The sequence below is a fragment of the Microcoleus sp. K4-B3 genome (genome assembly GCF_036704615.1).
Classification (GTDB): Bacteria; Cyanobacteriota; Cyanobacteriia; order Cyanobacteriales; family Microcoleaceae; genus Microcoleus.
On sequence record NZ_JAUBSF010000119.1, the window covers coordinates 1 to 17,106 of the forward strand.

A 17,106-nucleotide genomic window follows, 5' to 3' on the forward strand; every position below is an offset into this window, starting at 1 on the left:
TCTGGCACGCTTACCACCCAAGTAGCGCTCACAAACCCAATTAGCGTCACTTTTTTCTCGTTATTCAGCAAGCCCTACTTATTTGTGGTTGTATGGTGCAGTAGAGCCATTAACAGGAGCCAGTTTTTTTTATGAGTTTACTCATTTAGATACAGTGTGCTTTGAGAAATTTTTAGAGCTATTTGCTAGTGAGTACCCGGAGGATTTACATCTAATTCAATTAGATAATGGAGGGTTTCATAACTCTTTAAATCTCAGTATACCAGAGAACATTATCTTACTATTTCAACCCGCCTACAGTCCGGAAGTAAACCCGATAGAAAGACTGTGGGGATATGTAAAAGAACAATTGAAATGGTTGAGATTTGACCAAATAGAAGAGTTGAGAGCAGCGCTGCAAAAAGAGTTAAATAAGTTGACGTTGGAAGTTATTGCTTCTTTGACGGGATGGGAATTTATTTTAGATGCTATATCTGTAGCAGGACTTTAGGAAATTGGTATAATTGGTAAATACTTTATTGGCTTGAGCACAAACTCAAAACAGAGGCTGCGTCAGTTGTTAGTGGATCAATTCTGCCAAGCGGCAGGGGGGCCTTGTGTTTATACAGGGCGGACTATGAAGCTTTCCCATAGTGGAATGGATGGAGGTCTGACGGACAGTGAATTTAATGCTTTTGCTAATGATATATCCCAAGCTCTCGATAAAAATAGGGTCAATCCACCAGAGAAAGCCGAAGTCCTGGCATTTGTTAATAGTCTCAGAAGCAAGATTGTCGAAAAGTAATATGAAACGCTCCAATCTCCTCCTGCTTTCGGTGGCATTTCTGCTACTGTCAGGAATGGTAACAGCCGACGCAGCCCGTGCAAAACCGTCAGAGCCAACCACCGAGATGAAAGTTCCAGTATCCCCAATGCCGAGGCAGTCTTCTGAGCGCTTTTCCATGCCTGCTATTTTTGCTCCACCCGATGCTCAATCCAACGATCGACCTTTTTGTTTTTATCAGCGCTCCGATAGCACGATAGTTGATTTGAGCAGACTGTGTGGGGCTAAGAGCACCGAAACGGATACAAATACTAAATGGGAGAACGCTCCTGTTGAGGAGAAGAAGACCCCAATTTATTGGTAGAAAAATGAGAATTTGGCTCGGTAGACGAGTTCCATACGATCGCCCTTGCCTTACTTCCCCCGAAGTACGCGCGTGCGTAGCTATCCCGTAGGGAATCGCCCTTCTCCACTCAAATCTCCCCATTCACCTGCATCTGATGCACCTTGTCAGCCAACTCTTGGCGGCTTTCCTTATCGAGTGCATCAATTGCCAGCATTCCCAAGTACACGACTTCCTTCTGAGTTAGTCTTGTCGCTTGGGCTTGTTTTTGAATGACTTCCTTAATCACGGAACTGACCGCGATCGCCGTATTAGTTTTTGCCACGAAGAATAATCAACGATTAATAACTTTCCTTGATATTAGCATCCTAAGTCGGATTAAGTACGATAATGTTTGACAAACCAAAGTTAATCATGCTATAGTGTAAAAAATACAAAAAAGCGATCGCCCCAGTCTAGACAACTAAAGGTTGATCGGCTATTCCTCCAAAACCTCAACCAAATCCTCAATCATCACATCAAAAGTCCGAGCTAACTTCCGCAGGCAAGTAAAGTCAACCATTGCCATTTCAGGACGACGAGCATAGCTTCGGACAGTGCTATAAATTACCCCGGAACGATCGGATACTTCCTTAAGCGTCCAGCCCTTCTCCGCCGCTAGTTCCCGAATTTTTAGCCTGACTAAACCCATGCTTGACAGTTGATGCAATTGCGTCGTACAATTTTATATGTAAAGAGCGATCGCCCCCCGGCCTGGAAAACTAAAGGGCGATCGTCTGTAAAACCTAATCTGGACAGATTATTTCTTTCTATCAAAAAGTGCATTTGCCATATCCAGAAGTCTACTAACCATATCCAGAGGTCTACTAGCCATGATATCAGAAACTCCGGCAAAATCGCGGACGATCGCAGAATCGAGAATAATTCACAAATCGCCAATCCTGCATCCCCTGGCGAGATTCGTTACCGAAGAAACAGTCGCACTCCTGTTCAATATCTCAGCAGACGAGATTTACCGCATCGAATGCTGCCGCTACATGGTTTACGTGCACGCCAAAGGCATCAGCCGGTTTGTCAGCTACGCCGATTTTCCCCCGATTTTAGCAGTAAAGCCGATCGCACCTCAAGATTTTGGCAGATGGTACAAACGCTGGAAAAGCAAGCAAGCACCTGCATTTTGGACTAAATTCTACACGTACAAGTTCAAAAAAGCTGTTTCAGTTGACAGCTTGCTGGAGTGGGGCCAACTGGTAGCTACTGTTAAACCGGCAATTTCTGGGGCGGCGCTGCAACAGCTACGAGATGTCTATGCCCAAGAAAAAGATTTGATGGAGAAATTTTAAAGCGCGATCGACTTAATCCTACTTGAACTTTCAATTAAATTTTAAAACACTTCATCCTCGATACCGATCCACCACTCCCCCAGATTCATTAAATCTTTGTGAATGTCCGTAAGTTCTGTCATATACTCTTCAGCAGAAATCTCCGATCGCCTTTCTTGCAATTTTTTGAGTCGCAGTTGCACCAACAGCCAAGGTTTGGAAATCCCGTCCTTTGCTTCGATATATTTGGCTAGGTCTTTGCTGTCCATAGTTATTGGTTATTTGTTAGATCGGAATGATTAAAACGCAGAGAACGCAGAGAACGCAGAGAACGCAGAGGAAGAGAAGAGTGAGAGATGAATAATTCTGATGCCAACTGGCCTAATATTATACCACTTTTGAAACTGATTAAAAAGCTCTCATTTTTTCCAGTCGGTTTCAACCGACTTTAGCTTTGAGCCAGGGGTTTAAAGCCCTGGCTGGCGGACTAATGGACTGACGGACTTTTCAGCTAAGATGCGTCCCCCAAACATCCTTTACCTATAATCCGAAGTCTGAATATTCTTGAGCTTCGCCGCATATTTCATGCCGTATTCCGGGCGGCAGAAGCGATCGAGCTGAGCCTCAAAGAAAGCCCGATTGGCCTTCAAATGCTTGGGATTCTGGTCATCTAAGGGATACAAAAGCGCCGTCCGCAAAGCTTGAATCACCGCCGAAGTAACGCAGTACATCGAACGCTGGAATGTCACCCCAATTTGATTGAGAATATCATCTTCGCCGCGACAGCGCTGTTTGTAGAAATCCATCAAATAAGGCGGCAGGAAATGCAGCATATCTTGTGCTAGCAAAGTCGGCGGAATGCCCGCCGTACCTACCAGGAATTTGTCTGCATAAAGCACTCCGTAGTGGAAGTCTTTTTGGTCGTCAGGAACTTCCCTAGCTTGAGCGTTGTAAGATTTGGTGCCTCGGAACGGCGAAGTGCGGTAAAATATAGCTTCCACGTAAGGTAACGCTGCTTCGTAAAGCCAAGTGAAACCCTTAGATTTGGGAATGATTTCGTAGGTTTCGCCGTCGATGTAAACGTGGTGGTAAATTGGACGACCGGCGATCGCAAATATGCCATTTACTAGGAAATCCATCGCCTGCGGGACTGTCGTAACTTTCCCTTCGTCGTACAAGTCGGAAACCTCAAAAAACACCGGCGCCATGACTTCCCAGAATAAACCGAGATTGCTGTAATAAGACATTTGGCGGCACTGTTCTAAAAACATTTCTGGAAATGCTTTGTGAAGTGCCAGCATGAACGGGTCTTTTTTGAAGTAAGCTTTAATTGCCCGATCGGCATTAGCCTTATATTCGTCAGTGTCCAAATAAGGATCGAATTGATTGGTCTGCGCGTACAAGCCCCGGTGCCAAAGCATTGACCTCATGCACTCTTCCGCAAATTCCATGTTAATGCGATCGTGCCACAAATGGTGAAACAGGCGCGGCATTTTCCCAGTTTCACCCTTCTTGATGAACTCCAAAAGTTCAGGGTGTGCGCTTCCAGTCCCGCGCCAAATCCGCAAATCTGCACCGTCACCTGCATAGTGATTTTGCAAGTCTAAATACTCCTGGGGCAAGAAGTATTTAAAGAAAGGAAGCGGGTGTAAAAATACCCGTTCGGCGATGTAAAGCAAATCCCGCCAGTAGAAATCCATCGGCACTGCGTAAGCTTTCCAAATACCGATGATTTGCATCAGATTTTCCGGCGTATCTGGAATCATCGCTCCGCCGGCTTCTAGTCTGTGAATTACTTCAGCAAATTCGTGCTTGGAAGGAGGTAGTTTAGTTGCTGCTTTATTAGGGGTATGTACCATTGTTGTTTCCTTTGATTGAGTGAATCTCAATATTTTGAGTTTTTGCAAAATGCTGCGATTATTTAGCTGGTTCTCCGGCTGTGCTTGGGAACCGATATCCATGCCAGAACCGGAAAATTGGAGGCAGAGCCTCCGGATTTGCGTTACCAGGCATAGCCTGGTAACGAGTAGATTCTCTTAGTCAAAGTCGGCGGACTTCGTTTGTGTAGACGCAATTTTTATCGCCGAATGTTCAACGGGATAGCTAATAGCTACTTGGGCATTTCTGTCCGCCGGCAGAGTAGCAACGATCGCATTTGTAGTAGATTCGCTCCACTTGAGCAGCCAAGCAGGTTGAATTCCCAAAACAAAAATGATGCCCGCCAAAACCAGCGCCGGCACATTTTCAGCAAACGTAACTGGAGGGTAGTAAGCCGTGGCGTTGTCCAACTTCCCAAAACAGGTGCGGTTGAGCAGAATCACAAAGTAAACTGCTGTTAAACCCGAAGCTAAAATGCAGAGTAAAGTTGGAATTGGAAAGATCGAAAAACTGCCTTGAAACACTAAGAATTCGGCAATAAAACCCACCAAACCCGGAATTCCGGCGCTTGCCATGCCGCCCAAAACTAACAGGGAACTGGCAGTGGGTAAACCCCGCATCGGATTCATCAAACCGTTGAGCACGTCCAAATCCCGCGTGCCAACTTTGGTTTCGATGATGCCTACCAAATAAAACAGCAAAGCTAAAATTAAGCCGTGGCTTACCATTTGCCCGACAGCGCCGATTAAGGCGAGTTTCGTACCCGCGGCGCAGGCAACGAGGATGTAACCCATATGTCCGATCGAACTATAGGCTACCATGCGCTTGATGTCTTTTTGGGCGATCGCGCTCAAAGCACCGTACATCACGCTCACCGTGCCGATTATCGCTAAACCCGGAGCTACAATCGACCAAGTTTCGGGAAACAACTGCAAGCAGAACCGCACTAAACCGTAAGTTCCCAACTTCGCCAAAATCCCTCCCAGCAGAATTGCTGTTGCTGGTGAAGCTTCGACGTAAGCATCAGGCAGCCAAGTATGCAGCGGTACTAAGGGAATTTTAATTCCCAACCCAATTAGCACAATTGTTAGCAGGATCAATTGCGTTCTCAAGGGCAATTCTTGAGTGTTAATCGCCGTGTAATCGAAATTTAAAGAGCCACTCAGCCAAGCAACACCCAAAAATCCCGCTAAAACTAAAAATCCCGAAACAGCCGTGTAAATCAAAAACTTCATGGCAGCGTATTCTCGCTGCTTTCCGCCCCAAATCGCAATCAACAGGTAAAAAGGAATTAATTCTACTTCGTAAAACAGTACAAACAGCAGCAAATTTTGAGACATCAAAGCTCCGGCAATACCAGCATTGATCAGCAAAATCAAAGCATAGTAAAGCTGGGGTCGAGCCATCCCTTCGCCAGTGCCGTAAATGACTAATAGCGTCAGCAAAGCACTTAAAACCAGCAGCGGTAAGGACAAGCCGTCAATGCCCAAGTTGTAGCTCAAACCTAATTGTGGAATCCAAGGCAAATATTCTTGAAATTGCAGTCCAGAATTGGCTGTATCGAATTGAGTCAACAGCCAAATATTCAAAACGAAAACAGCAGCAGCAAAAGCCGAGGCTATTGAACGCAGGCGCATCCCATTGATGTTTCCGGGTAGGAACCCGACTACCGCAGCGCCCAACGCGGGCAACCAGAGCAAGGCACTAAGCATAATGTGTCAAGAGTGAAGAGTAATATCAATTCCGGTTGCACCGGAATGATTGTTGACGGTTGACGGTTGACAGTTAACTCGAAGTTACTACTCCGATGCTAACTGATTTGATATAAACTATCAATTTTGCACGCTTTTATGGTTTGATAACTTGAGAGTTGAGATGTGAATCTTTCCCAGTTATCTATCCAAAATTGCCTCAAGACTCAGAAAGAATAGTGACTTTCCCCGTGTCTAAATCGTAGTATCCACCAACAACTTTCAGTTTATTCTCCGCAATTAACTTAGAGATAACTGGAGAGGCTTTCAACCTCTTAGCTTGCAGAATAACATTCGCTTTGACGGCATTTTCTAGACGATCGCCCGCTTGGTCTTTCGAGCTTTCTACAGCCGGCTTAATGGCGTCGAGCAAACTGCCAATTTGACCGGGAACTTGAGCTCCTTTGATGGTTGCGTCTACCGCACCGCACCTTTTATGCCCGACTACCACAAGCACTTTTGCTCCCAGTACCAGCGTGCCAAATTCCAGGCTGCCCATTTCTTCTGAGCTAACAACATTTCCGGCCACGCGACAGACAAATAAATCTCCCAATCCTTGATCGAAGATAATCTCGGAAGGAAAGCGGGAATCTGCACAGCCCAGAATAGCAGCAAAGGGTTTTTGAGTTTTGGCAACTTCGGTGAGGCGCCCAAAGTCTTGGTGGGGATTTTGACGTTTGCTCTCAACAAACCGTTTGTTTCCGTCGATTAACTGTTTCAGAGCTGCATCGGGAGTCAAGTCATTTTGAGCAATTACTGGTTCGGGTGCAGCCAAATCAGCGCCTGCTCGTGCTGCAAGTATTCCTGTACCAATGGCTCCGGCGACAAATTTGAGTGAATTGCGCCGGGAAAGATTGAATTGTCTGTGATTTTTGTTCATTGATGCTTCCTTGTTGTATTGAGTTGGAAATCTTTGTTAAAGACTTCATTTACTGTTTAAAAACCTCGCTGTCAACTATCAACAGTCAACAGTCAACAGTCAACTATCAACTATCAACTATTTACCCGCCTACACTCAGCGACAGGCGAGCTAGCAACGGCCAGCTTATGAGCAGTCCCAAAAGTGCAACTCCGAACAGAATTGTCAGGGCGTAAAACTGAGTTTGACCGTTAACGTTGTACTTGAGGCTTTGCCCGCCGAAAACGGTTGCAAAACCGATTAAGTTCGCGAATCCGTCAACAATATTGCGATCGACCCAAGAGATGACTCGAGCAACTAAACCGACGGCAAATACCACTGTCACCCGGTAAAGTTGGGCGGTGTAAAAGTCGTAGGCAAAAAAGTCTTGCAGGGCTTGAGAACCGATTCGCACCGGTTTTTGCCATTTCTCGTTCAGGTAAACAAACGCTCCGCCACCGATGCCGATCGCCGTTGACAAAACTAGCAGTGCAGTGGCGGTATAATTAAAACTCGCCCCAGGCAATAACTGCCACGTCGCCAGCACGTGCGGAACGTGCAAAGTAAAGCCCATTAAAACAGTCATCGGCAAGATAAAAGGCCAGTGAACTTCTGGCGAACGTTCGGTCATTTGCTTTGGTTTGCCACCAAAAACTAAACCGAAGACACGCACTAAGCCAAAAGCAGTGACGCCGTTTACAAACAGCACTATTCCTAACAAGAAAGGGTGAGTTTCCCAAAGCCCGGAGGTGAAGTCTTCTAAAGCCCAGAAACAGCCGAAGGGCGGCAGTCCCACCAATCCCGCGCTACCGACAATAAACGATATGGCAGATATCGGCCGCTTTCCCCACAAACCGCCGAGAGCTCGGACATCCTGAGTGACGCTGTTCCAAACTACCGAACCGATGCTCATCACCAGCAAACCCATTGCCAAGGTGTAGGCAAATATCAATGTCAGGGCTGTCTGGGCTTGTCCGGTGCCGACGGCAATAAATACTAAGCCCATGTAAGCGCTGACAATATAGGAAAGCGTGCGCTTGATGTCAATTTGGGCGATCGCAATTAATGAAGCACCCACCGCCGTCGCAGCGCCTACAATAATAGTTGTCGTCATCCCCACGGGCGACAAAGCAATCACCGGCTGCAACTTAATCAATATCCAAGCACCAGTTTCGACAACTACGGTGTTCCGCAAAATCGTTGCCGGCAGAGGGCCTTCCATCGCCTCATCCAGCCACAGGTGCAAGGGAAACTGAGCGCACTTACCCATCGGGCCGGCAATCAAAGCTAAAGTCAACAGCGTCGCTACAGTCGGGCCAAGCTTTGCAGTCTGGGCCCAAACAGCCAACTCGTCAAAATTCCAAGTTCCAGCCAGCGGCAGAATGGCAACTACCCCCATCAGCAAGAATAAATCTCCCACCCGCTTGGTTAAGAAAGCATCGCGAGCTCCTGTCACCACCAAAGACTGATTGAACCACAGCCCGACTAGCAGGTAAGTACCCAAAGTCAGAACTTCCAAAATCATGTAGCTGAAGAAGAGGGAATTGCACAGTACCAACCCGCACATCCCGGCTTCAAACAGCCCCATCAGGGAAAAGAACCGAGCCCAGCCCCAGTCCATTTCCATGTAACCGAAAGCATAAATCTGCGCCAGCAAGTTCAGTCCGGTAATCAAAACTGTCGCGCCGACGGTGACAGCAGAGATTTCGACGGGAATGGTTAAGTCTAAACCTGCTACATTCAGCCAGGGAATCAACTGGTGCCGGGCCGGTTGGTTCCATATAGCTGTCAGGGCGATGACGCCGTGTGCGAAAGCGAACAAGGTTAATATGGCGTTTACGTAACCGGACGGTCTGGGCCCGGTGCGTCGGGTAACTGCCGGAAACCACAGCATTGACAGAACTCCGCCGATGAGTGGATAGCAAGGTATAAACCAAACTGTCTGAAGTAAGATTTGAGCCATTGGCATTACCTGTAAAGGTTACAAAAATTTAAAAATCTGAGGATAAGCCTGAGTTGTCCTGGTCAAAGCAAGCACATCAGGATGTTATGCTTAATTTTAGATTAAGTAGTGCGTTAATAATATATTGAGTATTTTATATACTCTATAAGATACTTTAATCAATAAAAATAGGTATAAAAACGTGAATTATTAATCGCGCTTTGATACAAGCAATCGCAATTTATGTTATGATTGATTGATTGTTATTTTTGGCATTTGATGACTTGTAACAGCCTAGCCCTGAACGAAACAGCTTTTTTGCAAGCAACTCAGCAACTTGATAATCAATCTTTTTTGGAAGATATTTACCGCACTTATTTGAAACGCAATGCCGACGCTAATGGTAAAAGCTTCTATCTTCATAAACTGCAAAACGGCGAGCTGACACGGCTGGAACTCCTCACCTCATTTTTGCACTCACCGGAATTTAATTGGGTAGTTAAATGGGAAAAAAGTATTTTAGGATTGCCGGGTTTGGAAATCATGTCATACCATATACCAAAAACGGCAGGCACAACTTTTTTCATAGCTTTAACACAGGTTTACGGTTTAGATAAAATCGCTAGTTATTTAGAGGAATCGGTAGTATTAAGTGATGGTGTCGAGCCGCAAAGAATAAAAGTAATACACGGTCATGTTCCTTCGAGAAAGTATTTCCTTCCGGTTAATGTAAAAGAAATAATCTGGTTGAGACATCCAATCCTTCGTTTAATTTCATTGTATTTTTATTGGAAAACTATCCCTCGTACTGAAGATGGTAGTTGGCATAATTATATTCAAGAAAAAAACTTAGATATTGTGGAATTTGCCAAGATTCCGGATATCCGCAATGAAATGTCTATCTACATGGGGGGACGAAATCTAAATGATTTTTACTTTGTTGGCATCCAAGAATTTTTTAATGATGATTTAACAGACTTTGCCAAGATGTTAAATTGGCCAAAAATCCAAATAACTTATGAGAATAAAAATAAGTATGAGGGCTATAATTCTGCGGCAAAAAGTATCCTGAAAGACAGAGATATTATCAATGAGCTAATAACTCTCAATCGCGAAGACCTAGAACTTTATCAAGCAGCATTAGACCTGAGAGTTAAGCGGAAACAACTATCATATTCACTATCACAGTTATAGATATCTGGAAATAATCCGAGTCTCGACTGCAACAAATTTAAGCGGAACCGACGAAATTTTATAAACGCTCAATATCCCAAGCTGATTCGGGAAGTTTGGCTTGGCGCTGTCCCATCGACCTGGCTCTAACATTCAAAAGACCGATCGGCGTATTAAACAAATCTACCAGATCGGCTCGGGCGATCCTCTTCGTTGGCGTAGCCCCCGTAGGGGCGGGCTTCGCTAACGCACTTTTGGCCGCAGCAACCGGAAATTCCTTGAAAAGCCACCTAGCCAGCCGGTAAAAATATTCCCCTGTTGTGAATTCTCGCATCAAATCGACGCCGTGGAGTTCGTGCAAATACTTATTAGATTCGCCGTACCGATACCATTGACTTTGCAACTGTTTTATTGTAGAACGGTGGCGGTGTCGGACGATCGCATTTTCAGCAAAATACAATTTATAGGATGTTTCTCGCAAAATCCGCCAGCATAAGTCAGCATCGCCGCCGCTAGTGAGATGGGGGCGAAACAAGCCTACTGTTTCTAAAACTAGCCTCCGTACAGCTAAATTGGCTGTTTGACCGTAGGGACAAAAAGGGTGAGCGAGAGTATGTTTTTGAGATAAAGTATTTTCGCGGGCGCTGTGTTGTTCTAAAATAGTTTTACCGGGCAATGCGAGTATTTCCCCAGCACTAATTCCTACTTCTAAGTCAACAAATGGCTTAACTAAATTTTCCAGCCAGTCAGATTCCGGGCGACAGTCTGCATCGGTAAATGCAATGATTTCGCCTCTTGATGCGCGAATTCCTAGATTGCGGGCGGCGTAGGAACTTTGAATCTGATTTTCGGTGAGGTGGCGAATGGTTATTGGATTGAAATTGCTTCCCCCCCTTACCAAGGGGGGGACTGAGGGGGGGTTAGAGGCTGCTGTTTGGATAATGGTTGAAGTGCGATCGCGACTGTTGTTGTCTACTAAGAGATATTCTACACTGTTGATCGGATAAGTTTGCGATCGCAGGCACTCGATCAACTCCGGCAAATCTGCCTCGCCATTGTAAATTGGCACTACTACCGAAACTTCCGGTAAAAACACATCACTGTTCATTTTTAGCGATTCATTCTCACCTGTTGCACAATTTGCAATAAACCCGTAGGGGCTGGTTCGCCAATAGCCTTAAGAAGTGCTTCGAGGTTTTTTAAACCCGCCCCCACCCAACGAAAAAATCTCTTTAAATTATTTCATAATTTCTACTGCCGTTCCCTTCTGCACAAACCGATACAACTCCTCAACATCCTTATTTTCCAGCGAAACGCAGCCCAAAGTCCAGTTCGATCGATATTTTATAATATTATCCGAATTAGGAGGAACGCCGTGAATCCCGACTTCGCTGCCTACACTGTCGCCCCACCCAATTGTACCATCTTGCTTAGCTTTTATATGTTTGCGCCAAGATTGTTTGGTTGGATAATCCAGCCACAGAAACTTTGACCAACTTTCGTGAGGGTACATATCTTTAATACTAAAAACACCTTCCGGCGTCCGCAAATCCCCTGCTTTTAATTTATCACCTGCGGGATTGCCACCAAATACTACAGGATAAGATTTTACTGGCTTTTTGCTATCGTATACAGTCAGCCTATATTTTGATTTTTCAACTAGGATGGAAATTCTGTTTTTATCTAACTTATCTGGTTCGCCTAAAATTTGTATTAGCGGCTTGTCATAGTTTAATAAATTCTCGGGCGGGAATTGGGTATGCAAAATATTTAAATCATCAGCCACACAGTTATTTAAGCAGAAAACGTCTAAAATGTAGGGAATTGGAACAGCATAACCGAGCCTAACGAGGTTCCAGTAAAAAACTGAGCTAGCAGCCAGCAAGAGAAGGCTTGTCAATGAAACAATTCTCCCAATATTGCCCATGATTTTATTGATTTCCGTTGCATTAACTAGGGATATTATAGATTGTTCAGCGGTTGAAACTGCTACTTACTACAGAAACGAAGTCTCTCTCTAAGAGACTAAGAACTGTGGAACAGTCCCAAAAGCGTGTTGCTTTAGGCTTAAACAGGCAAGATGCCTGTTCCACAAAAACTGAATGCAGTTGTGGAACAGGCATCTTGCCTGTTTCTTTCAAGTAGTAGTAAATATCTCTTACATCCCCTGTCCAATCCGTCACCCAATCCGCTGTTAACTGTTTCCAGTCAACATCAGAATCATTAACACTAACACCCCGTTAGTTAGATAAAAAATGCCAACAACCTGAGTTTCTAACCAGCCGCACAGTTCTAGATGATGGTGCAGCGGAGCCATTCTTAACAGACGCTTGCCGATTCCATCCGGCCCTTTTGTAGCCTTGTAATAACCTACTTGAGCAATTACTGACAGCGTTTCAATAAAGAAAATCCCGCTGATTATTAATAATATCCAAAGGCTATTTGTTAATAAAGCTACCGCACCCAACGCACCGCCCAAAGCTAAAGCACCTGTATCGCCCATAAACACGCTGGCTGGATTGCGGTTGTGTGCTAAAAAACCGAGACAACTGCCGCTGGTGCAGGCGCAAAATATCATTAATTCTGGCGAAGTTGAGGCTACAGATGCGCCCAATCCCAAAAGTGCGATCGCCCCCAAACCTCCCATCAACCCGTCAATGCCGTCGGTAATATTAGTAGCATTGCTTTCAGCTACCAGCACAAAACCAGCCAGCGGCCAAAACAGAAAACCTAAAGGCAATACCCAACCGAAAGGCAAAGCAATGCTGGTAGAAATAGCTGGTTCGCGGAACATCAGCCACAGACAAAATAGAGCTGCAAAACCTACTTGCAAACCCAATTTCATCCTAGGTGAAATACCTTTATTCGACTTGCGGCGCAGAATTTGCCAGTCGTCGATCCAGCCGATGAAACCGTAAGCTAAAGTTAAAGCTGATACGGCAACAACATCTGAGTTAAATCTCGACCAAAGCAAAGCAACTGCGACCCCTGCAGGCACAAAAAAGATGCCTCCCATTGTCGGCGTTCCCGCCTTCTTTAAATGAGCTTGGGGGCCGTCTTCGCGAATTATTTGTCCTGCTTTTAATTGCTGGAGTAAAGGCACAACTCCACAGCCCACAGCCGATGCAACTACAGCACAAACAGCTAGTGGCAAAAATAGCGATGCAGGCCCATTCAAAAGTCTACCCGCTGCTACATCTAAACCGATCGCGACAATGCCGAGCCCCAAACCCAGCAGCAGGAATAAATTCCTGCCTGTAAGTTTGAAAGGCATAGTAAAAGAAATTTTCTCATCCACAAAGTTATCCATAACACTCCTCAACACACACCATTTAAGAACAAGCAATTGAAAATTGGGGAATAGGGTGCGCTACAGGAGATTGGGAAATATCTTAGTTTTTATTCCCTGTTTCCGGTTGATTACTTCACCCTTCTACAAGTTATTCCTCGCCTACACTCGCATCCTCTTCAACTTCCTCTTCTAAATCATCGTAAGGACTGTCGTCAACTGCCATTAGTTCTGAAATTTCTTCTTCGTGCAGATAGTCGGGTTCTTGGACATCCCTTGCTAACAGGCGATTGTTAGATTCCAACCAGTCTAAAAGAGAAGATTGCTGCTTTAATGGAATTACATCCGCAGGCAAGTGGCGAGGTATTTGACGCAGAGATGGGTTGTACATGATTCTCGGTTTTTAAAGACAAAGACGCGATCGAGTAGAGGTAATGTTTTGCCGACGGACTGCTGCTTTGATGAAGCACTTGCAAATCGGGCATCTAGCAAGGCTAAAGCATTATACCACAAGCACTGTTTGGTTCCGGATCGGATAAGATGGGAGACCCAAAAGGCGATCGCCCCCAATCATGGGCCTCAGGATAACACTAAAATCCGCTCTTGCCAATCCTTCTTTAGCCCTAAGCATTGTAATCCCAGACGATCGTCTTTAAGATATCGCGGGACAGGTGGCGATCCTCTTCTGCAAGCCTCGTTAACGGGCAAGCGGTTGATTCAGAACAGTCTCCTGGTTTTTTATCAAAGCCTTATCCCGAAAGCCCTCTGGCTTCTTCAGTCAACTCTTGCGCAATAAATCTCAGAATGGATACAACGGCGGCGGTTTTATACAACAAAGAGGGTTACCACACCGGAGGGCAAAAACTTCTGGGGCGTCATTCAGCCGGAGAAGGGTTTCTCAAAAGCTTAGTCCAACACGGAACCGCTGACTCTCTCTACTGTTGCGCCGACAGCCAAACAACCTTTAAGGAGTTTTGTTCGCACATCCAACCTTGGCTGCAACAACCTCGGAAAGTCCGCTGGATTCCCACAGAACGACCGGATTTGCTCTCTCAACCGGGCACAATTTACCGACCCGATCCCGCCCTCTCGCAGATGGTTTGGGCGCGCAGATTTGTCGATCAGCGGGCCTACAGCGTTTGCGGCGTTACTCACACCATCGGTACCAAATATGTCATGGGGGCGATCGGCGATTTGATAACCGCACCCATGCAGCCTTGGGACGCCCTGATCTGCACCTCTGCCGCCGCGAAAACAGCAGTAGAAGGAGTTATGAGGGAGTGGTCTGAGTATTTAGCGCAGCGCAACGGCGGTCAACCGGAAATTTTAGTCAAATTGCCGATTATTCCCCTAGGAGTGGATTGCAGCGCGTTTCCCCAGGGTCTGGAAGCAGTTAATAGTCGCCGCCAACTGCGGCAAGAACTCGGCATTTCTCCCGACGATATTGTTGTGTTATTTGTCGGTCGATTGACTTTTTCTGCAAAAGCTCATCCGGTACCGATGTACATCGCCCTAGAGGCCGCCGCACAACAGACAAAAGCCAAAATCCACTTAATTCAAGCAGGTTGGATCGAAGATCCGAGAGAAGAACCCGACTTTAAAAATAGCGCGCAAATCTTTTGTCCTTCCCTAAATGCTATTTTTTTAGATGGGAGACAGCCCGAAATTAGAATAAATATTTGGTCGGCGGCAGACATTTTCATTTCGCTTTCCGACAACATTCAAGAAACCTTCGGACTCACGCCAATAGAAGCAATGGCGAACGGACTGCCCGCCATAGTCTCCGACTGGAACGGATACAAAGAATCTGTACGCCACGAAATAGACGGCTTCCGCATTCCCACACTCATCCCGCCCCCGGAATCTTGTTTAGATTTAGCGCTAAATTATCTCGACGGCAGCTTAAATTGGCCGACTTACATGGGCCACACTTCCCTCGCCACAGCAGTTGACATTGATGCTTGCACCCGCGCGTTGTGCAAATTAATTGAAAATCCCGAAGTGAGAAAGCGGATGGGGGAAAATGCCAGACAAAGGGCAAGGGAAATTTATGATTGGAAAGTAGTAATTGCAGCTTACGAACAATTGTGGCGGGAATTAGCAGAAATTCGCCTTGGGGCACCAGAGTCAGCACCTGTAAAAGCCGGGAAGCCGCCTTATCCGCTGGGCGACGATCCGTTTCGGGTATTGGGTCATTATGCGACTCGAACTTTAAGCAATGAGATGATGCTGAGTTTAGGGCCGATCGCCACACCAGAACTTTTACAGCAGATACAGACAATTTGGTTTACCAGTTTTGGTGACGATCGGAGAATATCTGTTAGAATTCAGATGGAAATATTGGATACAATTAAGCAAGAAGGTACTGTCAGCGTGGGGGAAGTTATCAGACGCTACGTTAAAAACGAGCAAGAATTAGCATACCTATATCGGACGATGCTCTATCTAATGAAATTTGGTATCTTAGTTATTAGTCATTAATTAATGTAGGGTGTACGCTGCGCACAAAAAGACCCAATAATCAGCGCGCTAAAAACGACTTGTCGCGTAATTTATAAATAATATTGAACGCGAACTCAATAAAAAATTTTCCTGATTGATTTCTCTTCCTAAAAAACTATGCTTAGAAAATCTGCACTCTTAGAGATAATAGCTGGCAAGAATCGCGGTTTGCTGGCGACTCCCAGCGACAAACAAGCGATATTAAGTGCGATCGCCCAATTGGAAGATTACAACCCCACACCACGTCCTGTGGAAGCCGCAGAGCTTTTAAATGGCGATTGGCGGTTATTGTACACCACCAGCCGCGCACTGCTGAATCTTGACGGTTTTCCCTTGGTGAAATTGGGTTCAATTTATCAATCTATCCGCGTCAAAGAATCTAAAATTTACAACATTGCCGAACTTTACGGCTTGCCTTACTTAGAAGGAATTGTCAGTGTGGCGGCGAGATTTGAGGCCACTTCGGAACGGCGAGTGCAGGTGAAGTTTGAACGGTCAATTTTCGGTTTAAGCAGGTTGATTGCCTATGAATCTCCAGTCCAGTTTATCAATGAGATTGAGTCGGGTAAAAAGTTCGCTGCTGTAGATTTCGGGTTCGAGACTGGTGAACAGCAGGGATGGCTGGATATTACTTATTTGGATAGCGATTTGCGGATCGGGCGCGGGAATGAAGGAAGTGTCTTTGTGTTGACAAAAGAGTGATTTTGTGATGTGTGATTAAGTGCGATCGCCACTTAACTCATTCTCAATTTATCTTTCTTTCATCCGCGTTTATCCCCGTTCATCTGCGGTTAAAAATCAAAAATATATCACTTTTGCAAACAATTCAACACTTACTAAAACCCTCAAATCCATAGCCGATACAAGCTTCAGATAGAATAACCGTTAAAACTTAGCGTTAAGAATTGACAATTGACAATTCTTGTGATATGTGCTTGAATTTTAATGGAAAAGGCGTTAGTACATTCCCGCCAAGAAACTTACTAACGCCTTTTGTGTACTCCTTACGAATACAACACGATTATGCCACAAAACGGTTATCAACAGGGCTTCGCAGGGAATCCTGGGGCGATCGCGTACCAAAAACGCCTTTACCCTTGGGCGATCGCCAAACTCATGCCCAGTATGCAGCGGGCGATTGTGGGGCGATTTCGCAGTCGATCGGATGCCATTGGTAACAAGTTAAGCTTGTATGGCAGTTGTCAAGGGGATTTGAGAAGATGTGTCAAAGAAAAATTGATGATT

Annotated in this window: 19 protein-coding genes; 8 read left to right on the forward strand and 11 right to left on the reverse strand. The window is 45.4% G+C overall.

Annotated features, from left to right (window positions below; genetic code table 11):
- Positions 1–82 precede the first annotated feature (82 nt).
- From QUA78_RS29260 to QUA78_RS29270, 3 genes are read left to right on the forward strand one after another with little or no spacing between them, the layout of a single operon-like run.
- Positions 83–490 (forward strand): transposase, encoded by a 408-nt coding sequence (locus QUA78_RS29260; RefSeq protein WP_333399177.1) that lies wholly within the window; start codon positions 83–85, stop codon positions 488–490.
- Positions 491–523: 33 nt separating this feature from the next.
- Complete coding sequence (locus QUA78_RS29265; RefSeq protein ID WP_333304523.1) at positions 524–784, forward strand: group 1 truncated hemoglobin; 261 nt, start codon at positions 524–526, stop codon at positions 782–784.
- A gap of 1 nt (position 785) precedes the next feature.
- On the forward strand, positions 786–1,127 hold the full coding sequence (locus tag QUA78_RS29270) for a hypothetical protein (RefSeq protein ID WP_333304524.1): 342 nt from the start codon (positions 786–788) through the stop codon (positions 1,125–1,127).
- Positions 1,128–1,236: 109 nt separating this feature from the next.
- Here the strand turns inward: QUA78_RS29270 and QUA78_RS29275 are convergent, their stop codons facing one another.
- Entirely contained in the window at positions 1,237–1,431 is a 195-nt protein-coding gene (locus QUA78_RS29275) for a hypothetical protein (protein ID WP_236506337.1), read from the reverse strand.
- A 153-nt stretch (positions 1,432–1,584) separates the two neighbouring features.
- Positions 1,585–1,797 (reverse strand): helix-turn-helix domain-containing protein, encoded by a 213-nt coding sequence (locus QUA78_RS29280; protein ID WP_006631307.1) that lies wholly within the window; start codon positions 1,795–1,797, stop codon positions 1,585–1,587.
- Between the two features lie 181 nt (positions 1,798–1,978).
- On the opposite strand from QUA78_RS29280, the gene QUA78_RS29285 reads away from it, so the two are divergent.
- On the forward strand, positions 1,979–2,449 hold the full coding sequence (locus tag QUA78_RS29285; protein WP_333304525.1) for a hypothetical protein: 471 nt from the start codon (positions 1,979–1,981) through the stop codon (positions 2,447–2,449).
- Between the two features lie 41 nt (positions 2,450–2,490).
- Here the strand turns inward: QUA78_RS29285 and QUA78_RS29290 are convergent, their stop codons facing one another.
- The 5 genes from QUA78_RS29290 to QUA78_RS29310 form a co-directional block, all read right to left on the reverse strand.
- Entirely contained in the window at positions 2,491–2,697 is a 207-nt protein-coding gene (locus QUA78_RS29290; RefSeq protein WP_333304526.1) for a hypothetical protein, read from the reverse strand.
- Between the two features lie 267 nt (positions 2,698–2,964).
- The gene (locus QUA78_RS29295) at positions 2,965–4,287 is read right to left on the reverse strand and encodes a CO2 hydration protein (RefSeq protein ID WP_333304527.1); all 1,323 of its coding nucleotides are present in this window, start codon (positions 4,285–4,287) and stop codon (positions 2,965–2,967) included.
- Positions 4,288–4,464: 177 nt separating this feature from the next.
- Positions 4,465–6,018 (reverse strand): NADH-quinone oxidoreductase subunit M, encoded by a 1,554-nt coding sequence (locus QUA78_RS29300; RefSeq protein WP_333304528.1) that lies wholly within the window; start codon positions 6,016–6,018, stop codon positions 4,465–4,467.
- Positions 6,019–6,217: 199 nt separating this feature from the next.
- Entirely contained in the window at positions 6,218–6,937 is a 720-nt protein-coding gene (locus tag QUA78_RS29305; RefSeq protein ID WP_333304529.1) for a carbonic anhydrase, read from the reverse strand.
- A gap of 121 nt (positions 6,938–7,058) precedes the next feature.
- The gene (locus QUA78_RS29310; protein ID WP_333304530.1) at positions 7,059–8,918 is read right to left on the reverse strand and encodes an NAD(P)H-quinone oxidoreductase subunit F; all 1,860 of its coding nucleotides are present in this window, start codon (positions 8,916–8,918) and stop codon (positions 7,059–7,061) included.
- 297 nt (positions 8,919–9,215) lie between these two features.
- On the opposite strand from QUA78_RS29310, the gene QUA78_RS29315 reads away from it, so the two are divergent.
- Positions 9,216–10,091, forward strand: coding sequence for a DUF4214 domain-containing protein (locus QUA78_RS29315; RefSeq protein WP_333304531.1), 876 nt, complete (start codon positions 9,216–9,218; stop codon positions 10,089–10,091).
- A gap of 58 nt (positions 10,092–10,149) precedes the next feature.
- Here QUA78_RS29315 and QUA78_RS29320 read toward each other — a convergent pair whose 3' ends face one another.
- The 4 genes from QUA78_RS29320 to QUA78_RS29335 all read right to left on the reverse strand — a co-directional run bounded on the left by QUA78_RS29320 (position 10,150) and on the right by QUA78_RS29335 (position 13,750).
- A complete protein-coding gene (locus QUA78_RS29320) occupies positions 10,150–11,178 on the reverse strand; it encodes a glycosyltransferase (protein WP_333304532.1) in 1,029 nt (342 codons plus the stop codon).
- Between the two features lie 129 nt (positions 11,179–11,307).
- The gene (locus QUA78_RS29325) at positions 11,308–11,970 is read right to left on the reverse strand and encodes a L,D-transpeptidase (RefSeq protein ID WP_333304533.1); all 663 of its coding nucleotides are present in this window, start codon (positions 11,968–11,970) and stop codon (positions 11,308–11,310) included.
- 294 nt (positions 11,971–12,264) lie between these two features.
- Positions 12,265–13,380, reverse strand: a complete 1,116-nt coding sequence (gene mraY, locus QUA78_RS29330; protein ID WP_333304534.1) for a phospho-N-acetylmuramoyl-pentapeptide-transferase — start codon at positions 13,378–13,380, stop codon at positions 12,265–12,267.
- Between the two features lie 130 nt (positions 13,381–13,510).
- Positions 13,511–13,750 carry a DUF3134 domain-containing protein gene (locus QUA78_RS29335; protein WP_172190580.1) on the reverse strand — a complete coding sequence of 80 codons (240 nt, stop codon included), beginning with the start codon at positions 13,748–13,750 and terminating at the stop codon, positions 13,511–13,513.
- Between the two features lie 413 nt (positions 13,751–14,163).
- On the opposite strand from QUA78_RS29335, the gene QUA78_RS29340 reads away from it, so the two are divergent.
- The 3 genes from QUA78_RS29340 to QUA78_RS29350 all read left to right on the forward strand — a co-directional run.
- Positions 14,164–15,840: a glycosyltransferase family 4 protein gene (locus QUA78_RS29340; protein ID WP_333304535.1), complete on the forward strand. Its 1,677-nt coding sequence runs from the start codon at positions 14,164–14,166 to the stop codon at positions 15,838–15,840.
- 138 nt (positions 15,841–15,978) lie between these two features.
- On the forward strand, positions 15,979–16,563 hold the full coding sequence (locus QUA78_RS29345) for a PAP/fibrillin family protein (RefSeq protein WP_333304536.1): 585 nt from the start codon (positions 15,979–15,981) through the stop codon (positions 16,561–16,563).
- Positions 16,564–16,884: 321 nt separating this feature from the next.
- Positions 16,885–17,106 (forward strand): hypothetical protein (locus QUA78_RS29350; RefSeq protein WP_333399178.1); only part of this gene is annotated, 222 nt, incomplete at its 3' end.